The following is an 18,270-nucleotide window of genomic DNA, read 5'->3' as shown; positions in this document are numbered from 1 at the left end:
TCACCCTTCCCTACTGGCGTTCAGGCTCCGCCTGTGGTGAGGGCCCGGCGGATCTCCTCGTGCGCGGCCGGCGCCGACGTCAGCAGCGCGGCCAGCATCCGCACCTGGGCGGCCCCCAGCCCACCGGAGGGCATGCCGCCGGCCGCGACGAGCTCCGGCGCCACGAGCTCCCCATACCCGGGAAGCACCAATGAGGAGCACCAGCTGCTGAGCATCACCGGGCATCCGGCGGTCACGGCGTCCTGGACGGCGGCCACAAGATCCTCGGACGGTTCCGCCAGCTGCGAGCCCGTGAGCACCACGGCGTCCGCCGCCCCCGCCGCATGCCGCAGCAACGAGGTGTCGGCACCCAGCGGGCAGTCGACGATATCGACCCGGGCCCGGTCAAAGTCATCGGAGGGCACCGGCAGCGGAGCGGACCGCACCGGCCGGGCGGTCACGTGGAGGCGGTCACCCAGGAAACGCCCGACCTCGGTCCCGCCCCGGATCGGCGGGCCCATGAACGCGCCGCGTGCCGTCCGGACAGTCCCGCCCATCGCGATCAGGACACCGGCGCCGTGCAGCTCCTCGGCCGCCGCTGCCTCCACCGCCTCGGCAAGGTTCCGCAGCCCGTCCGCGCCCGGCCTGCCCGGTGCCCGCCGCGCCCCGGTGAACACCACCGGCTTGGGGGAGGCCAGCACCAGGTCGAGCAGGAACGCCGCCTCGGCGATCCCGGCGGACGGATAGGTGACCACGGCGCCGTCGACCCGGGGCTCCTCCAAGGCTGCGACGGCGGCCAGCACCACCCGGCGCAGATCGGCCAGGCGCGGCATCCGTCCGGCGGTGCCGACCTGCCGGGTGGAAACCGTGTGCCGGCCGGCCAGCCCCGTCTCCGGGTCCTCCCGGGTGCCCGGCTCGACCCCGGCGGCCACCGCGGCGCCGTCGTCGCCGGCCGTGGAAGCGATCGTTGCGCCGGTGCCCAGTATCCGAATGTGCGCCATCCGCCGTGTCCTTTCGCAGATCACCTTCTACCAAAGCAGGGCAGCCCGGCATGCACCAGAGCCGCGGGCTTCACCGCGCCGCGCGGAGCCACTCTAGGCTGGAACCATGGACACCGTCTCCCCGGAGCAGCGCAGCCGCAACATGGCGCGGATCCGCGGCCGGGACACCAAACCCGAGCTGCTGGTGCGCCGGCTGCTGCACGCCGCCGGCTACCGGTTCCGGCTGCACGGCGCCGCGCGCGGAGGGAAGCTGCCCGGCCGCCCGGACCTGGTCTTCGCCGGCCGGCGCAAGGTCATCTTCGTCAACGGGTGCTTCTGGCATTCACACACCTGCCGGGCGGGACGGGCGGCGCCAGGTACCAACGCCGCGTTCTGGGCCGGGAAACGCGCCCGTACCGTGGCACGGGACGAGGCTGCGGTCCAGGCGCTGGCGGCGCAGGGCTGGGAATCCTTCACCGTGTGGGAGTGTGACCTGTTGGAAACGTCCCTCCTGGAGGCACAGCTTCACGCCTTCCTCGGACCGGCCGGCCCGGCTGGGCGGGCACTAGACTCGGAAACCGGGAACCACCCCGGCGGCAACGAAGGCAGGTAGGCATGGCAACGGAAACTTCAGGCAGGCGCGGCGTCCTCTTCGACGTGGACGGTACGCTGGTCGATTCGAATTACCTGCACGCGGTCGCCTGGTGGCAGGCCTTCCGCCGGTACGACCATGACGTGCCCATGTCCGCCATCCACCGGGCGATCGGCATGGGCGGAGACAAGCTGGTGGCGCATCTGCTCGGAGAGGACCGCGACGCCGGCCAGGACGAGGAGCTCGACGCGACGCACGGCGCGGTGTTCTCCACTTGGTGGCCGTCGCTGCGCAGCTTCGACGGCGCCCGGGAGCTCGTCCGTGAGTGCGCGGACCGCGAGCTCGTCGTCGTGCTTGCCTCCTCGGCGTCCAAGCCGGAGCTGAAGGTGCTGCGCGAGGTGATCGACGCCGATTCCGCCATCACCGCCGCCACCAGTTCGGGCGACGCCGAGGAGTCCAAGCCCTCCCCCGACATCCTGCAGGCGGCTCTGGAGGCAGCTGAGCTGGCTGCCGAGGACACCGTCTTCGTCGGCGATTCGGTCTGGGACGTGCATGCTTCCGCCGAGCTCGGCATCCCGACCATCGGCCTGACCTGCGGCGGCACCAGCGAGGCGGAGCTGCGTGAGGCCGGCGCGGAGGAAGTTTACGGCGATCCCCGTGAACTGCTGGAGAAACTGGATGCGAGCCTGCTCGGCAGGCTGCTGGACCGGGACTGACGCTGGGCGGCGGCCGCGGACATATGACGCTTGGAGCTTCCACCGGCGGCACGCTGCGCTGCTAGGGTCGAAGCACTCTGCAGGAAGGACTTCTTTCGTGAGCAATGAATCCACCGGCCCGAAGAGCGACGCCGCCGATCCGCTGGGCCCCAGCATCCGGGTCCCCGAGGCCACCGGCGAACCGCGGCTTGTCGGAGAGCAGCACGACCCGGAGGCCCCCCGGCCGGGCGACGGCCCGGGCACTGACCGCCACGCCGGCAACATCCGTGAGCAACAGGGCACCCATGCCGGCGGCACCGTTCCCGCCGCCTACATCGGCGACGAAGCGCGCGACGGCGCGGCCGGCCCCGGTGCCCCGGAGGAAGCGCTGCTGGATCCGGACGCGGCGGATGAGGAGCCCGGGCGCTGAGCCTGTCCCCCCGGCTGCCAATCGGCCTTGCTGTGCCGGCCAGCCCGGTCCCCGGGCTGACCGGCTGCCCGGGGACCGGCGCTGAATGCCTCTAGGCCAGCCCCGCCCGGCGCAGCGCCTCGGCCATGGCGCCCTGCGGCTCCGGCCGTCCTGCACTGCCCGGTGTGCGCGGCGCTTTTCCTCCCTGCCGGGCCGGCTGCCCGCCGCGGCCGGCAGGCTGGCGGGCTTCCCTGCCGGCGCCCGCCGTGGCGCTACGGTCCGTGGTCTTGCCGTCCCGGTTCCGGCCTTTCCCGTTGCTGGCGGCTGCGCCCGCGCCGGGCCGGCGGCTGTCCGCCCGCTGCCCCTCGCGTCCGCCGCGCGGATTGCCGCCCGGCGCGGCGTCGTCGTCCAGCCGCAGGGTCAGGGAGATGCGCCTGCGCTCCGGATCCGCCTCCAGGACCTTCACCTTGACGACCTGCCCGGATTTGACCACTTCCCGGGGATCCGAGACAAAGCTGTGTGACATCGCGGAGATGTGGACCAGTCCGTCCTGGTGCACGCCCACGTCCACGAACGCGCCGAACGCGGCCACGTTGGTGACCACACCGTCGAGCACCATTCCTGGCTGCAGATCCGAGATCTTTTCAATGCCGTCGGAGAATTCGGCGGTCCTGAACGCCGGGCGCGGATCCCGGCCCGGTTTGCGCAGTTCGGCCATCACGTCCAGCACGGTGGGCAGCCCGAAGGTGTCGTCGACGAACGCCGCCGGGTCCAGCCCGGCCAGCTCGGCCCCGGACGGGCCCATTTCGGCACCGGCGGCGGCCAGGATGCGGCGGGCCAGACTGTAGGACTCGGGGTGCACGCTGGAGCCGTCCAGGGGCTCCGGCCCGCCGCTGACCCGCAGGAACCCGGCGCACTGCTCGAACGCCTTCGCTCCGAGCCGCGGCACCTTGAGCAGGTCCTTCCGGCGGGTGAAGGGGCCGACCTCGTTGCGGTAGGCGACGATGTTCCCGCTCAGCAGCGGGCCGACGCCGGCCACCCGGGCCAGCAGGGCGGGCGAAGCGGTGTTCAGGTCCACCCCGACGGCGTTGACGCAGTCCTCGACCACGGCGTCCAGGGAACGTTCGAGCTTGGCCTGGGTGACGTCGTGCTGGTACTGGCCCACACCGATCGATTTCGGGTCGATCTTGACCAGTTCGGCCAGCGGATCCTGCAGCCTGCGGGCGATGGACACCGCGCCGCGCAGCGACACGTCCAGCCCCGGCAGTTCCGCGCTGGCCAGGGCGGAGGCGGAGTACACGCTGGCCCCCGCTTCGGACACCACCAGCTTCTGAAGCCGGGTTCCGGGCAGCAGCCGCAGCAGCTCCGCAGCGAGCCGGTCCGTTTCGCGTGAGGCGGTGCCGTTGCCGATGGCGATCAGCTCGACGGCGTGCCGGCGGGCCAGGTCCGCCAGCCGGCCCAGCGCTTCGTCCCAGCGGCGGGCGGGGGCGTGCGGATAAACGGTGTCGGTGTCCACGACCTTGCCGGTGCCGTCCACCACGGCAACCTTCACGCCGGTGCGCAGCCCCGGGTCCAGGCCCAGGGTGGCACGGTTGCCGGCCGGGGCAGCCAGCAGCACATCGCGCAGATTGGCGGCGAAGACCCGCACGGCCTCCTCCTCCGCCTCGGTGTACAGGCGGACCCGCAGGTCCACCGACAGTTTGGCGAGGATGCGCCGCCAGGCCTGCTGCACGGTCTGCGCCAGCCATGCGTCGGCGGGCCGGCCGCCGGCGCGCACGCCGAGCCGGGCGGCCACCGCGGCCTCGAACCGGGCCCGGGCAGCGGCCAGGGCCTCGGCGTCGGCCGGATCCGCTTCGGCCAGGGTCAGTTCCAGCACCCCCTCCTTCTCTCCGCGCAGCAGGGCCAGCACCCGGTGCGAGGGCATCCCGGAAGGCGACTGCGCGAAATCGAAGTAGTCGGCGAACTTCTGCCCTTCGGCGTCCTTGCCGGGCCGGACCCGGGACCGCAGCCGACCCTGCTTCCACAGCCGTTCACGTTGCTCGGTGAGCAGGTCCGCGTCCTGGGTGGCACGTTCCACCAGGATGGCGCGGGCCCCGGCGAGCGCCTCGCCGGCATCCGGGACGGCGTCGGAAAGGTAGCGGGCGGCCTCCGCCTCGGGGTCGAGCCCGGGATTGGACAGCAGGGCCTCGGCCAGCGGCTCCAGCCCGGCCTCCCGCGCGGCCTGCGCCTTGGTCCGCCGCTTGCTCTTGTAGGGCAGGTAGATGTCCTCCAGACGGGCCTTGGTCTCGGCGGCGAGGACAGCCGCGCGCAGCTCATCGGTCAGCTTGCCCTGGCCCCCGATCGCCTCCAGAACGGCACGGCGCCGGTCCTGGAGCTCACGCAGGTAGCGCAGGCGCTCCTCCAGTTCGCGCAGCTGCGCGTCGTCGAGCGCCCCGGTGGCCTCCTTCCGGTACCGGGCGATGAACGGCACGGTGGAGCCGGAGTCCAGCAGCTCGACGGCGGCACGCACCTGGCGTACGGCGACGCCCAGTTCAGCGGCGATCCGGGCGAGCACGGATTCTTCGGCGGTTTGGTCAGCGGTCTCGGATGCGGTTGGGCTCACCCGCCCAATTGTTCCCCATGGCCGGCCGGGCGGCGCAAACGCCGCGGCCGATCTCAGTCCTCCGCCGTGAGCATTTGACGGCGCACTGCCAGCAGCTGCACCTCCGGCCGGGCGGCCACCAGCCGCTCCGCGGCGTCGAGCACCTGGGACACGTGGGCGCGGTCAGCGCCCACCAGCCCGACGCCGATCGCCGCCCGGCGATGCAGGTCCAGGCTGCCGACCTCGGCCGCGGAAACGTCGAACTTGCGCTTCAGTTCGGCCAGGATGGGGCGCACCACCGAGCGCTTGGCCTTGAGCGAATGCACGTCGCCGAGCAGCAGGTCGAATTCCAGGGCACCGATCCACATGGGTCCATCCTCACCCGGTTGCGGTGTCGGGAGCCAGCAGGCCCGCCGGCCGTGTGCGGCAATCATCAGCAGTGTTATGTTCGATTAATGGCCTCCGAGACCACGACTGCCCCCACCGCCCGCCGCCGCAACCTCCTGTCCGGGCTCCTGCTCGGCATCGGCATTGCCGGGTTCGTGGACGAGGTCGTCTTCCATCAGCTGCTGCACTGGCACCACTTCTACGACCGGGCGACGCTGGCCGCCGGCCTGGTCTCCGACGGCCTGTTCCATGCCTTCAGCTGGTTCGCCACCGTGGCGTCGCTGTTCCTGTTCGCGGATCTCCGCCGCCGGCAGGATCTTCTGCCCGCCCGCTGGGCCGGGGCCGTGCTGCTGGGTGCCGGGGCGTTCCAGCTCTACGACGGCATCGTGCAGCACAAGCTCCTGAACCTGCATCAGATCCGCTACAACGTGGATCTGCTGCCCTACGACGCCGTGTGGAACGGCGTGGCCGTGCTGCTGATCCTGGCCGGCACCCTGCTGCTGTACCGCACCCGCAGCGCCGTGCCGGCCCACCGTGTGACGCACGGGACCGATGCATAACCACGGCGGCGGGACCGCGGAGTCCCTGTTCCTCATTCCTGCCGTCGTGGCGGTGATCGCCTACGGCAGGGCTGCGTTCTCCGCCCGCTCGGGACGCTGGCCCTGGTACCGCACCGCGTTCTTCACGGCCGGCGTGCTGACTGCCCTGGCCACTGTGCTGCAGCCGATGGCCAATGCGATCCATGACTCCTTTACGGTGCTGAGCGTCGCGCACCTGATGGCCGGGATGGCCGCCCCGCTGCTGCTGGTGCTCTCACGCCCCTTCACCCTGGCGCTGCGCACCCTGGCGGTGTTTCCCGCCCGCCGGCTGAGCCGGCTGCTGCGCAGCGTTCCGCTGCGTTTCCTCGCCCATCCGGTGACAGCGGCGGTGCTGAACGTCGGCGGCATGTGGCTCATGTTCCGCACGCCGCTGCTGCAGGCCATGCAGGAGTCAATGCCGGTGCACTGGCTGGTCACCGCGCACCTGGTGGCCGCCGGCTATCTGTGGACAGCCGCCCTGATCAGCCGGGATCCGCTGGCGCACCGGGCGTCCTTCCCGCTGCGCGCCGCGGTGCTGGTGCTTTCGGTGGCGGCCCACAACATCCTGGCCAAGGTGATCTACGCGGACCCGCCGGCCGGTGTCCCGGCGGAGCAGGCCGAGGCGGGCGCCCTGGTGATGTACTACGGCGGGGCGGTGCTGGAGCTGGTGGTCATCATCATCTTCTGCCGGCAGTGGTACCGGGCCGCCCGGCCCCGGGAACGCGCCGCCGTCGCCCGCCCCCGGGCATCCTGACACCGCTCCGCCCATCCGTCAGCCCACACGATTCCCGTGCCCGTCACCGGCAACCCAGGGGGCGAAGCTCCCCGACGTGGCGTAAGCCACCCAATGCGGCGCGGGGCCGCGGAACTCAGTAGGCTGATGAACCGCGGCGCCGCCGGCACCGCTTCCAGGCCAGGAGGAAAGACCATGACCACGTCCCGCAGCGACCTGCAGCGCACCGCCGCCGAGGTGTTCGGCTGGGAAGACTTCCGGCCGGGACAGCTCGAAGCCATGGAGGCCGCCGCTGCGGGCCGGGACGTGCTCTGCGTGATGCCCACCGGCGCCGGCAAGTCCGCCGTCTACCAGGTGCCGGGCATGGCAATGCCGGGCACCGCCGTCGTGATTTCTCCGCTGATCGCCCTGCAGCGGGACCAGGCGGACGCCATCAACGAGGCCGCCGGCGCGGTCCGCGCCTACGTGCTGAACTCCACAGAGTCCCAGGGATCCTGGGACGAGGCCTGGGCCGCGGCGGAAGAGGACGACGAGTCGCGGCGGGCGAAGTTCCTGTTCCTGGCACCGGAGCAGGTCACCCGGGAGGAAATTGCCGACCGGCTGCGCGGGCTCGACGTCTCCCTGCTGGTGATCGACGAAGCACACTGCGTCTCCGCCTGGGGCCACGATTTCCGTCCCGACTACCTGCAGCTCGGTCCTCTGGTCGAGTCGCTCGGCCGGCCCGTCGTCGCGCTGACCGCGACCGCGGCCCCGCCCGTGCGGGCGGAAATCATCGAGCAGCTGTGCCTGCGGGAGCCGCTGCAGGTGGCGCAGGGCTTTGACCGCCCCAACCTGCACCTGGGCGCCGGCCGCTACGTCGAGGATGAGGACAAGCGCCGGGCGATCCTCGAGCAGGTGGCCGCGCTGCCGGGTCCGGGACTGCTCTACGTGGCGACGCGACGGGAAAGCGAAGAGTACGCCGAGCGGCTGCAGGAGGCGGGGGTGCGCGCCGACGCCTACCATTCCGGCCGCCGGAAGGACGACCGCGAACGCATCCACGAGCAGTTCCTGGGCGATGAACTGGACGTGGTGGTGGCCACCACGGCCTTCGGCATGGGCATCGACAAACCCAACGTGCGGTTCGTGGTGCACGCCGATGTCCCGGATTCGGTGGACAGCTACTACCAGGAGATCGGCCGGGGCGGCCGCGATGGCCAGGCCTGCGAGGTCTTTCTGCACTACCGGCCCGAGGACCTGGGGCTGCGCCGCTTCTTCGCCGCCAAGGCTCCGGACGAGGACGGCCTGCTGCAGGTGCTGAACGCTTTGAAGGGCCGGCACAACCCGGTGCCCGCGGCGCAGCTGCGGGAGGAGCTGGACGTCGGCGCGCGGCGGCTCTCCGGCCAGCTCTCGCTGCTGGAGCAGTCCGGCTCGGTGGAGGCCGGCGAAGACGGCTACTGCTACGTGTCCCGGCGCGGCGGGGTCGACGCGGCGGTGCAGGCCGCCGTCGAGTTCTCCGGGCAGCGGGAGAACATCGACTCCTCCCGCCTGGAAATGATGCGCCAGTACGCCGAGACCACGGAGTGCCGGCGCCGCTTCCTGCTGAACTACTTCGGCGAGGACGCCGAGGACATGTGCGGGTACTGCGACAACTGCGAGCGCGCGGAGGAGCAGGGCGAAGAGCTGGGCCCGCAGGAATCCGAGGGCCCGCAGCCCTTCCCCGTGCAGTCCACGGTGACCCACCCGGAGTGGGGGCCCGGGATGGTCATGAGCTACGAGGACGCGACCGTTACCGTGCTCTTCGAGTCCGAGGGCTACAAGACCCTGTCCCTGGAGCTGGTGCTGGAAAAGGAACTCCTCAAGCCCGGTCGGTGACCTCCAGCCGCCCGTCCACCAGCTGCACGATCATGGTGCAGTCCCGGCCTCCCTGCCCGGCGTCGAGCAGCTGCTGGAGCAGCTCCTGCACCTTGGCGCCGACCCGCAGGGGCGTACCGGTGCCCTCCGCGGCCTGCAGCGCGAGCGTGATGTCCTTGTTCGCCAGGTCCGCCGTAAAGGTCGGCGCGAAGTCCTTGTTCGCGGCCGCCGTCGGGACGACGTCGGGCAGCGGGTACCAGGTGCGCAGGGCCCAGCTGTCTCCGGAGGACACGGAGGCGATGTCCCAGAAGACCTTCCGGTCCAGGCCCAGCCGGTCCGCCAGCACCGCGCCCTCGGCGGTGCCGGCCATGTTGATGAACAGCATCAGGTTGTTGCAGATCTTCGCCGCTTCCCCGGTGGTCGGGCCTCCGGTGGCAATGACGTTGCCGGCCATCGGTTCGATGTAGCCGGCCGCCTCCTGCACCGCGCCCGGCTCACCCCCCACCATGAAGGTAAGGGTGCCCGCCGCCGCCCCGCTGATGCCGCCGGAGACCGGGGCATCTACGAACCGGAACCCGGCCCCGGCCGCGGTGTCGTGCAGCAGCTGCGCCGTTTCGATGTCGATCGTGGAGGATTCCACGAGCAGCGTGTCCGTGGAGGCTGCCGCGAAGATGCCGTCTTCCCCCAGGTACACGGCACGCGAGTGTTCGCCCTTGGGCAGCATCGTGAAGACGACGTCGGCCCCGCCGACCGCCTCCGCGACGGAACCTGCAGGTTCGATGCCGGCCGCCGCCGCGGCCTGCACCGCTGCCGGTACGACGTCGAAGCCGCGCACCGAGTGCCCGCCCTTCACCAGGTTGGCGGCCATCGGCCCGCCCATGTTGCCCAATCCGATCCAGCCCACTGCGGCCATGCCAAGCTCCTTTGCTTCGCGTTGAGAAGTGCTGACAGCCTTGCACTCCCGCCCCTGGGCGGGCAAGGCCTGCCGGCCCCTTGCGGCTAGCGCCCGGGCCGGGTGCGGCGCCGTCCCCGGCCGGCGCCGGCGGCCGCCGCCGTTTCCGCGTCCTTGGCAGCCTTGGCGCTCATCAGATCCGCGGTGCCCTGCGCGTCGGCGGCGTCGACGTCGTGCAGGGACAATCCCCGGGTCTCCCGCAGGGCCAGCACCGCCACCACGGTGATGATGCAGGCAATCAGCAGGTAGATGGCAACCGGCACGGAGGAGTCGTAGCGGCTCAGGAGGCTCGTGGCGATGATCGGAGCCAGCGAGCCGGCGACGATGGAGGTGACCTGGTACCCCAGCGAAACGCCGCTGTAGCGCATCCGGGTGGGGAACATCTCGGCCATGATGGCCGGCTGTCCGGCGTACATCAGCGCATGGAACATCAGGCCGATCGTCACCGCGGCCAGGATCATCAGGTCCCGGCCGGTGTCCATCATCGGGAAAGCGAAAAAGCCCCAGGTGGCGCCCAGCACGGCCCCGGCCAGGTAGACCGGGCGGCGGCCCAGGGAGTCGGAGAGCCGGCCCACCAGCGGCACGGTGCAGAAGTGGATGAAGTGCGCTGCCAGGAGCAGCAGCAGGATCCGGGACGTATCGGTCTTCACCACGGTGCTGAGATAGGTGATGGAGAAGGTGACCACCAGGTAGTAGAGGATGTTCTCTGCGAAGCGCAGGCCCATGGCGGTGAAGACGCCGCGCGGGTACCGGCGGAAGACCTCCACCACGCCGTAGCCCTTCGACTCCTGCTCCACCTCCGCCTGCGCCGCCTTGAAGATCGGTGCGTCGGAGACCTTGGTGCGGATGTAATAGCCGATGATCACGATGACGGCGGAGAGCCAGAACGCCACCCGCCAGCCCCAGCTGAGGAATGCCTCCTCGCTGAGGGTGGAGGAGAGCAGGAACAGGACGCCGGTGGCCAGCAGATTGCCCATCGGCACCGCGGACTGCGGCCAGCTGGCCCAGAAGCCGCGCGAGCGGGCCGGACTGTGCTCTGCGACCAGCAGCACCGCCCCGCCCCATTCTCCGCCGACGGCGAAGCCCTGGATAAAGCGCAGCGTCACCAGCAGGGCCGGCGCCCAGTAGCCGATGGAGTCGAAGCCGGGCAGGCACCCCATCAGGAAGGTCGAGGTGCCGACCAGGATGATGCTCAGCTGCAGCAGCTGCTTCCGGCCGAGCTTGTCGCCGAAGTGCCCGAAGACTATGCCGCCGATGGGCCGGGCCAGGAAGCCGACGGCGTAGGTGACGAACGCGGCGATGATGCTGTCGAGGTCGGTGCCGGCGTTGGGGAAGAAAAGCTTGCCGAACACCAGGGTCGCGGCTGAGGCGTAGAGGAAAAACTCGTACCATTCGACGACGGTGCCGGCCATGGAGGCCGCCACCACCTGCCGAAGGTTCCTGGGCGAGGGCTCAGCGTCGGGGGCCGGGCGGGATACGGAAGCCATGCGCACTCCTTGGTGTCCTCATTGACACGGTTCCGGGCGGAGCGCTGTGCACAGGGGCGGCAGGCCCGGCCGGCCCTGCGGGGGCAGGGTGGTACGAGTATGGCCCCGCCGGGCCCGCTGCTCAATCCTTTCGGCGGGCGTGTCCGGCGGCGCCGCAGCCCCGTCCCCGGCGCCCCTCGGATTGTGCCCGGCGACACTCTCCCCTAAGAATGGACTATGACGGTTACCCTGAGGTCCCTCGAAACTGCTCTCCCGCCGACCATCCTTATCCAGTCAGAGGCACGTGACGTGTTCGCCTCCCAGCCCGGGCTCACCCGCCTGGGCCAGCGGTTGGTCCGCACCTGTTTCGACTCCGCCGCCATCGATACGCGCCGTACTGCGGTCGCCGAGCTTTCGCTGGGGCACCGCGCCGAGAACCCGGCGTTCTTCGACTCCGCGTCCGGGCAGCTGATGAGCCCGAGCACCAAGACCCGCAACGAGATCTTCGCGGTGGAAGCCACCAAGCTGTTCATCGAGGCCGCGCAGAAGGCCCTCGCCGCCTGCCCCGACATCTCCGCCGAGGACGTCACGCACGTCGTGACCGTCTCCTGCACCGGCTTCTTCAACCCCGGCCCGGATTACAAGGTGGTGCGGGCCCTGGGCCTGAACCCGTCGGTGCGGCGCTACCACCTTGGCTTCATGGGCTGCTACGCCGCCTTCCCGGCCATGCGCGCCGCCAAGTCCTTCTGCCAGGAGGACCCGAACGCCGTCGTCCTGGTCGTCAGCGCGGAGCTGTGCTCGCTGCACGTGCGCACGTCCAATGATCCGGACACCATCATGGGCTCCTCCCTCTTCGCCGACGGCGCGGCCGCCGCGGTGATCACCGGACGGGACCTGCCCGCCGACACCCCCGCCATCCAGCTCGACCACTTCGAAACCGTGCTGACTCCGGTCGGCGAGGAGTCGATGGCCTGGAACATCGGCGACGAGGGCTTCGAAATGGTCCTGGGCACCTACGTGCCGCACATCATCGACGACCACATCGTCGGGGCCCTGGAGCCGCTGCTCGCCTCCGATCCGACGCTGGACGGCGTGCCGTACCACGAGATTGAACACTGGGCGATCCACCCGGGCGGGCGGAGCATCCTCGACAAGGTCGAGTCCAAGCTGGGGCTTTCCGAGGAGCAGCTGCTGCCCGCCCGGGAAACGCTGCGCAACTTCGGGAACATGAGCAGCGCCACCGTGCTGTTCGTGCTCAAGCACATCCTGGAGCAGCCCTTCTCGGGCGGCAACGAGCGGATCTGCTCGATGGCCTTCGGCCCCGGCCTGACCGTGGAGACCGGCCTGTTCACCCGCGTGGGCGGGCCGGTGGGCGCCCCGGCGGCCGACGCCGCTGCGGTGCAGGTTCCGGCTGCTGCGGACGTGTCCGACGGCGCACCCGCCGCCGTTCCGGCAGGAGCATGAGCGCATCCGGCACGGGAAGCCGGACCGGAAGCCCGGCGGCGCGCCTGCGCCGGGCCCTGGTCCCGGACCTGAGCGTGCGGGCCACCGACGCGGTGGAGCAGATGGACCGCCCGGACTGCGATCCGCGCCGGCTGGAGCGGACCTACGCGCAGTTCTGGCTGATCAACGCGGTGGTGTCCGGCTGGCGGCGCAATTACGTCCGTTACCTGCGGCCGCTGCTCTCCGGCCCGGGCCCGCACACGCTGCTCGACATCGGTTCCGGCGGCGCCGACCTGCCGCGGGCACTGGCCCGTTGGGCGCGCCGCGACGGCATCGACCTGCGGATCACGGCCCTGGACCCTGATCCGCGCGCCCACGCCTTCGCGTCCGCACGGCCCCGGCCGGGGCTTGAGTTCCGCCAGGCGTACAGCTCCGACCTGGTGGCCGAGGGCCGGGAATACGACCTTGTGGTCAGCAACCACATGCTGCACCATCTGGACGAGACCCGGTTCAAGGAGCTGCTGACCGATTCGGAGCAGCTGACCCGCCGGCTGTGCCTGCACAGCGACATCGAACGGAACCCGTGGGGCTACGCCCTGTTCTCGGTGGGCACGCTCCCCTTTTTCCCCGGCTCGTTCATCCGCGAAGACGGCCTGACGTCGATCCGGCGCAGCTTCACCCGCACCGAGATGGCCGCGGCGGCGCCCGGCGGGTGGACGACGGTGCAGCACCGGCCGTGGCAGAACCTGCTGATGTTCACCCCCGACGGCGGCCGGCAGCCGTGAGGGGACCGGCCTCCGTGGAGCCGGAGCTGGATGTGGCCGTGGTCGGCGGCGGGCCGGTCGGGTTATACACCGCCATCCTGCTGCTGCGCCGGGGGCTGCGGGTGCGGGTGTTTGAGCAGCGCACGGAGCGCAGCGCGCACTCGCGGGCCATCGGCATCCATCCGCCCGGGCTGCGGGCGCTGGCCGCGGCCGGCGTCGCGGAGCAGCTCTCCGGCGAGGGGATGCGGATCCGCCGCGGGCAGGCCCGCTTCGCCGGTTCCCTGGTGGCCGAGGTGCGGTTCGACTCCGCCGACACGAAGTACCCGTTCGTCCTGACCCTGCCGCAGGTCCGGACGGAGCAGGTGCTGGAGGAGCGGCTCGCCGCGCTGGACGCCTCGGCGCTGGTCCGGGGCACGGCCGTCACCGGCGTCCGCCAGGGCCCCGCCTCGGTCACCCTGGACCTGGCCGGCCCTGCGTCGGACGCGTCGGTGACCGCGCGGCTGCTGCTGGCGGCCGACGGCGCCCGGTCCGGCGTGCGCGGGCTGCTGGCAGTGCCGCGGACGGGCGAGCGGGTCTTGGATTCCTACCTCATGGGCGACTTCGCCGACGACACCGGCGACGGCCCGCTGGGCGTGCTCTACCTGGAGCCCGACGGCATCGTGGAGTCGTTTCCGCTTCCGGGCGGCACCCGCCGCTGGGTCGCGCACACCGGCGCGCTGCGGCCCCTGGACGACGCCGCGGACCTGGCCGGGGAGGTCCGCCGGCGCACCGGTGTGAAGATCGATCCGGACTCCAACACCATGCTCAGCGCGTTCACCGTGCGCACCGGGCGGGTCCGGCGCATGGTGCACGGGCGCACCCTGTTCCTGGGGGACGCGGCCCATGAGGTGAGCCCGATCGGCGGCCAGGGGATGACCCTGGGCTGGATGGACGCCGCCGCGGCCGTGCCGCTGATCGTCCGTTCCCTGCGCGGCGACGACGTGGGGGCCGCCCTGCTGCGGTTCCAGCGGCGCCGGCGGCGCGGCGCCGTGGTGGCGGACGCCCAGGCACGGCTGAACATGGCCCTGGGCCGGCCGCTGCCGCCGGCGGTGATGGCGGTCCGCAACCGGGCAATGGGGGCGCTGCTGCGGTCCGGGCCGGCCGCCGACGCCGTGGCACGCCGCTTCACCATGCAATAAGCGCCCCGAACCGGCTCACGGCGGCCCGAAACGCGAACGGCGGCCGGTTCCTATGAACCGGCCGCCGTTGCTGCCTGCTGTCTTCCGGGGCCTCAGCGCCGGCCGGCCTCCGAAGGTTCGGAGGCGCCGTCGGCGGTCCCCGCTCCCCCGTCGGGCCCGGCGTCGGGCGCTGCCGGGCGGGCGGGCACCCCGGCGGGCTGGGCAGCCGGATCGGCTGCCGTGCGGACCAGTTCGCTGCCGCCGGTCACTTCCGGGTCCACCGGGGCGGACGGCTTCAGGTCCAGGGTCAGGCGCAGCTTCTGTTCGCGGATGAACAGCACGGCTACCAGCGCGATCACGGCGACCAGCGCGGCGATCCGGAAGACCACGGCGATGCCGTCGCCGTACGCGGCGCGGAAGATCTCGGCGATCGGGCCGGGCAGGGAACCGATGTCCAGGGTGGCTGCCTCCGCGCCCTGGCCGGTGGGCATGCCCAGTTCCTCGAACCGGGTGGTGACCCGGGAGGTGACCTGGCGGGAAAGCACGGCGCCGAGCACCGAGACGCCGACGGCGCCGCCGACCGTGCGGAAGAACGCCACCGAGGCGCTGGCCGCGCCGATGTCGGAGATGGAGACCGTGTTCTGCACGGCCAGCACCAGGTTCTGCATCAGCAGGCCCATGCCCAGGCCCAGGATGAACAGGAACACCCCGACCAGGACCATGTCCGTCTCGTGGTTGATCATGCCCGAGAGCCCGGTGCCCAGCACCACGAGGGCGGCGCCGATGATCAGGTAGATCTTCCATTTGCCGTACCGGGTGATCAGCTGCCCGGAGCCGACGGAACCGAGCAGGTTGCCGGCGATCAGCGGCAGCATGAGCAGGCCGGCCGCCGTCGGGCTGTAGCCGCGGGCAACCTGGAAGTACTGGCCCAGATAGGTGGTGGAGGCGAACATGGCGATGCCCACGGCCACCGAGGCGATGATCACCAGGGCGGTGGTGCGCTGCCGGATGATGTTCAGCGGAATGATCGGGGCCTTGACCTTGGATTCGACCAGCACCAGCAGGGCCAGCAGCACGATGCTGCCGCCGACCATGGCCGCCGACTCCCAGGAGAGCCAGGCGTAGTAGCCGTCCTGGTCCGCGAAGGAGACCCAGATGAGCAGCAGCGAGACGCCGCCGCTGAGCAGGATGCTGCCGAGCCAGTCGATGCTGGCGGGCTTCTTCTCGTGCTTGATCTTGAGCGTGAACTGCAGCAGGATCATCGCGATCACGGCCAGCGGAATGCAGCTGAAGAACGTCCACCGCCAGCCCAGCGGGCTGTCGACGATGAAGCCGCCCAGCAGCGGGCCGCCGGCGGTGGCCACCGCCATGACGGCGCCCATGTAGCCGGAGTAGCGGCCGCGTTCCCGCGGCGGAATGATCGAGCCGATGATCGCCATGCCCAGCGCGGTCAGGCCGCCCATGCCGAGGCCCTGGATGACCCGGGCCACGAGCATGACGGTCATGTCATTGGCGAACCCGGCCAGGACCGAGCCGGCCACGAAGATGACGATGCCGAGCTGTTCGAGCACCTTCTTGTTGAACAGGTCCGCGAGCTTGCCCCAGATCGGGGTGCTGACCGCGTTGGCGAGCAGGGCGGCGGTGACGACCCAGGCGTAGTCGGTCTGGGTGCCTTTAAGGTCGCCGATGATGGTCGGCAGCGCCGTCGCCACGATGGTGGAGCTCAGCATGGCGGTGAACAGGGCGGCCAGAAGCCCGGTGAGCACCTGCAGGATCTGGCGGTGCGTCATCTTCTCCGGGTCGTGGTGGGCCGGAGCGGCTGGAGTCTTGGGGGTGGTCACTGGGCGTTGGCCTCCGGGGCAGGTGAAGTGAGGGGCAGGGATGTGGTGCCCGGGCGGGTTGACCGGGTGGACGCCTGCAGGGTCGCTGACAGGCGGGCCAGGCAGCCGGCGGTGTCGCTGGCCTGGTCTTCGGTCCATTCCTTGAGCATGTCCTGCAGGAGCAGGGCGCGGCGGTGCAGGGCATCGGCCAGGGTGGCCCGGCCCTCCGCGGAGAGGCTGATCAGATAGGCGCGGCCGTCCTGCGGATCGGGCCGGCGCTGGACCCAGCCCAACTCCTCCAATTCAGCGATGTGGCGGCTGAGGCCCGCCGGACCGATGCCCAGCTGGTGGGCGAGGTCGGTGGCCCGCAGTTCACCGCTTTCGCTGATGATACGCATGACGCCCTGCAGGGCCGCGCCTGGGCCGGTGCTGATGACGCTCTGCTGGGTGACGCAGCGCAGCTGGCGCTGCAGCACCGAAATCTGGTGGATGAGGTCTTCAGCGGTTTCCTGTCGTACTGACACGTCCGCCTTTCAGGGGATGCGGGAACGGAAGTTTGCTTGCGTCAGGCAACTATACGCAGGTTGTTTGCTTCAGGCAACCAACTGTGGGCCACGGTACAGTTCCGGGGTGCATGCCGGCGGTATGCACCCCGGGCCGCCGGCTCGTGTCAGACTGGCTCCACCCACCGACGGAAAGGCCCGCCCATGCAGATCACCGGAGCCGTGCTGGCACAGATCGGAGCCGCCCGGCCGTACGCGCGGTCGCGGCCGCTGAACGTTGTCGACCTTCAGCTGGATCCGCCCGGCGAACAGGAGGTGCTGGTCCGCATGGAGGCCGCCGGGCTGTGCCATTCGGACCTGTCCGTGGTGGACGGCAACCGCCGCCGGCCGGTGCCCATGCTGCTGGGTCACGAAGCCGCCGGACGGGTTGAGCAGGTGGGCAGCGGCGTCGCCGACCTGGTGCCGGGACAACGCGTGGTGATGACCTTCCTGCCCCGCTGCGGACAGTGCGCCGGCTGCGCCACGGACGGCCAGGTGCCCTGCAGCGCCGGCAGCGCCAGCAACGAACGCGGCGAACTGCTGGGCGGCGGACGGCGGCTGCACCGCGACGGCGGGCCTGTCCATCACCACCTGGGCGTCTCCGGGTTCGCCGACCACGCCGTGGTGCACCGCAATTCGGTGGTGCCGGTGGACGACGACGTGCCGGCGCCGGTGGCCGCCGTCCTCGGGTGCGCAGTGCTCACCGGCGGCGGTGCGGTCCTGAACGCCGCCCGCCCCGCACCGGGTGAATCGCTCATGGTGGTGGGCCTGGGCGGCGTGGGCATGGCGGCGGTCATGGTCGCAGCGTCCCTGCCCGATGTCCGGGTCATCGGCGTCGACATGGCCGAAGCAAAACTGGAGCACGCGCGGAACCTGGGCGCGCATGAGGTGTACACGCCGCAGCAGGTGGCCGACCTAGGCCTGACGGCCAGCCATGCCGTGGAGGCCGCCGGCAACGCCCGTGCCTTCGAAACCGCGTTTGCCGCCACGGCTCCCGGTGGACGCACGGTGACGGCCGGGCTGCCCTCGCCGGAGGCCCGGGTCAGTATTTCTCCGCTGCTGATCACCGCACAGGCGCGGACCATCATCGGCAGCTACCTCGGTTCGGCGGTGCCGGCACGCGACATTCCGGAGTATGTGCGGCGCTGGCGGGAAGGGCGGCTGCCGGTGGAGAAGCTGATCTCCGCGCAGCTGCGGCTGGAGGACATCAACCTCGGCATGGACAGGCTGGCCGACGCCGCCGAACTGCGCCAGGTGGTGCTGTTCTAGGTGTAGCTCTTACGGAGGTTGTGAACGGCGTGGCAAGAGTTAAATAGGCGAGGGTCTCCGGTTCGATATGGGTTACCACACTCGTATCGTCCA

The 18,270-nt window shown here is 71.1% G+C and carries 17 protein-coding genes; 10 read left to right on the top strand and 7 right to left on the bottom strand.

All coding sequences use genetic code 11. From position 1 onward, the window contains the following. Positions 1 to 20: 20 nt before the first annotated feature. Positions 21 to 980 (bottom strand): asparaginase domain-containing protein, encoded by a 960-nt coding sequence (locus tag AC5RUW_RS16295; RefSeq protein WP_494161636.1) that lies wholly within the window; start codon positions 978 to 980, stop codon positions 21 to 23. A gap of 106 nt (positions 981 to 1,086) precedes the next feature. Between AC5RUW_RS16295 and AC5RUW_RS16290 the strand changes: the two genes are divergently transcribed. The 3 genes from AC5RUW_RS16290 (at position 1,087) to AC5RUW_RS16280 (ending at position 2,676) form a co-directional block, all read left to right on the top strand. Continuing rightward, positions 1,087 to 1,572: a very short patch repair endonuclease gene (locus AC5RUW_RS16290; RefSeq protein ID WP_494161635.1), complete on the top strand. Its 486-nt coding sequence runs from the start codon at positions 1,087 to 1,089 to the stop codon at positions 1,570 to 1,572. Between the two features lie 2 nt (positions 1,573 to 1,574). Then, complete coding sequence (locus AC5RUW_RS16285; protein WP_494161634.1) at positions 1,575 to 2,267, top strand: HAD family hydrolase; 693 nt, start codon at positions 1,575 to 1,577, stop codon at positions 2,265 to 2,267. A gap of 97 nt (positions 2,268 to 2,364) precedes the next feature. Beyond that, positions 2,365 to 2,676: a hypothetical protein gene (locus AC5RUW_RS16280; protein ID WP_494161633.1), complete on the top strand. Its 312-nt coding sequence runs from the start codon at positions 2,365 to 2,367 to the stop codon at positions 2,674 to 2,676. A gap of 91 nt (positions 2,677 to 2,767) precedes the next feature. Here AC5RUW_RS16280 and AC5RUW_RS16275 read toward each other — a convergent pair whose 3' ends face one another. Then, positions 2,768 to 5,257, bottom strand: coding sequence for a Tex family protein (locus AC5RUW_RS16275; protein ID WP_494161632.1), 2,490 nt, complete (start codon positions 5,255 to 5,257; stop codon positions 2,768 to 2,770). 53 nt (positions 5,258 to 5,310) lie between these two features. Beyond that, positions 5,311 to 5,604, bottom strand: a complete 294-nt coding sequence (locus tag AC5RUW_RS16270) for a DUF503 domain-containing protein (protein ID WP_494008415.1) — start codon at positions 5,602 to 5,604, stop codon at positions 5,311 to 5,313. An 87-nt stretch (positions 5,605 to 5,691) separates the two neighbouring features. Between AC5RUW_RS16270 and AC5RUW_RS16265 the strand changes: the two genes are divergently transcribed. The 3 genes from AC5RUW_RS16265 (at position 5,692) to AC5RUW_RS16255 (ending at position 8,785) form a co-directional block, all read left to right on the top strand. Next, positions 5,692 to 6,183 carry a DUF2243 domain-containing protein gene (locus AC5RUW_RS16265; RefSeq protein WP_494161631.1) on the top strand — a complete coding sequence of 164 codons (492 nt, stop codon included), beginning with the start codon at positions 5,692 to 5,694 and terminating at the stop codon, positions 6,181 to 6,183. Then, entirely contained in the window at positions 6,176 to 6,955 is a 780-nt protein-coding gene (locus tag AC5RUW_RS16260) for a cytochrome c oxidase assembly protein (RefSeq protein ID WP_494161630.1), read from the top strand. Before AC5RUW_RS16265 ends, AC5RUW_RS16260 begins: the two co-directional genes overlap by 8 nt. A 174-nt stretch (positions 6,956 to 7,129) precedes the next feature. Beyond that, positions 7,130 to 8,785 carry a RecQ family ATP-dependent DNA helicase gene (locus AC5RUW_RS16255; protein ID WP_494161629.1) on the top strand — a complete coding sequence of 552 codons (1,656 nt, stop codon included), beginning with the start codon at positions 7,130 to 7,132 and terminating at the stop codon, positions 8,783 to 8,785. On the opposite strand, the gene mmsB is transcribed toward AC5RUW_RS16255, so the two are convergent. Both mmsB and AC5RUW_RS16245 read right to left on the bottom strand, forming a co-directional pair. Beyond that, a complete protein-coding gene (gene mmsB / locus AC5RUW_RS16250) occupies positions 8,769 to 9,677 on the bottom strand; it encodes a 3-hydroxyisobutyrate dehydrogenase (protein WP_494161628.1) in 909 nt (302 codons plus the stop codon). The two genes, AC5RUW_RS16255 and mmsB, sit on opposite strands and share 17 nt — an antisense overlap. Positions 9,678 to 9,763: 86 nt before the next feature. Beyond that, complete coding sequence (locus AC5RUW_RS16245) at positions 9,764 to 11,203, bottom strand: MFS transporter (RefSeq protein WP_494161627.1); 1,440 nt, start codon at positions 11,201 to 11,203, stop codon at positions 9,764 to 9,766. Between the two features lie 216 nt (positions 11,204 to 11,419). Here AC5RUW_RS16245 and AC5RUW_RS16240 point away from each other — a divergent pair, with 216 nt between their 5' ends. Genes AC5RUW_RS16240 through AC5RUW_RS16230 form a run of 3 tightly spaced genes read left to right on the top strand, consistent with a single transcriptional unit; the run spans position 11,420 to position 14,567 of the window. Beyond that, entirely contained in the window at positions 11,420 to 12,646 is a 1,227-nt protein-coding gene (locus AC5RUW_RS16240) for a type III polyketide synthase (protein ID WP_494161626.1), read from the top strand. Further along, on the top strand, positions 12,643 to 13,410 hold the full coding sequence (locus AC5RUW_RS16235; protein WP_494161625.1) for a class I SAM-dependent methyltransferase: 768 nt from the start codon (positions 12,643 to 12,645) through the stop codon (positions 13,408 to 13,410). The genes AC5RUW_RS16240 and AC5RUW_RS16235 overlap by 4 nt, the downstream gene beginning before the upstream one ends. Before the next feature lie 14 nt (positions 13,411 to 13,424). After that, positions 13,425 to 14,567 (top strand): FAD-dependent oxidoreductase, encoded by a 1,143-nt coding sequence (locus tag AC5RUW_RS16230; protein ID WP_494161624.1) that lies wholly within the window; start codon positions 13,425 to 13,427, stop codon positions 14,565 to 14,567. Positions 14,568 to 14,659: 92 nt separating this feature from the next. Here the strand turns inward: AC5RUW_RS16230 and AC5RUW_RS16225 are convergent, their stop codons facing one another. Then, a complete protein-coding gene (locus AC5RUW_RS16225) occupies positions 14,660 to 16,336 on the bottom strand; it encodes an MDR family MFS transporter (protein ID WP_494161674.1) in 1,677 nt (558 codons plus the stop codon). A 47-nt stretch (positions 16,337 to 16,383) separates the two neighbouring features. Further along, positions 16,384 to 16,890 (bottom strand): MarR family winged helix-turn-helix transcriptional regulator, encoded by a 507-nt coding sequence (locus tag AC5RUW_RS16220; protein ID WP_494161623.1) that lies wholly within the window; start codon positions 16,888 to 16,890, stop codon positions 16,384 to 16,386. Between the two features lie 183 nt (positions 16,891 to 17,073). Between AC5RUW_RS16220 and AC5RUW_RS16215 the strand changes: the two genes are divergently transcribed. Beyond that, complete coding sequence (locus tag AC5RUW_RS16215; protein ID WP_494161622.1) at positions 17,074 to 18,177, top strand: alcohol dehydrogenase catalytic domain-containing protein; 1,104 nt, start codon at positions 17,074 to 17,076, stop codon at positions 18,175 to 18,177. Positions 18,178 to 18,270: the final 93 nt, after the last annotated feature.

The sequence above is a fragment of the Arthrobacter sp. Y3222053 genome, from assembly GCF_059092805.1.
This window is presented reverse-complemented; position numbering and strand designations above follow the sequence as displayed.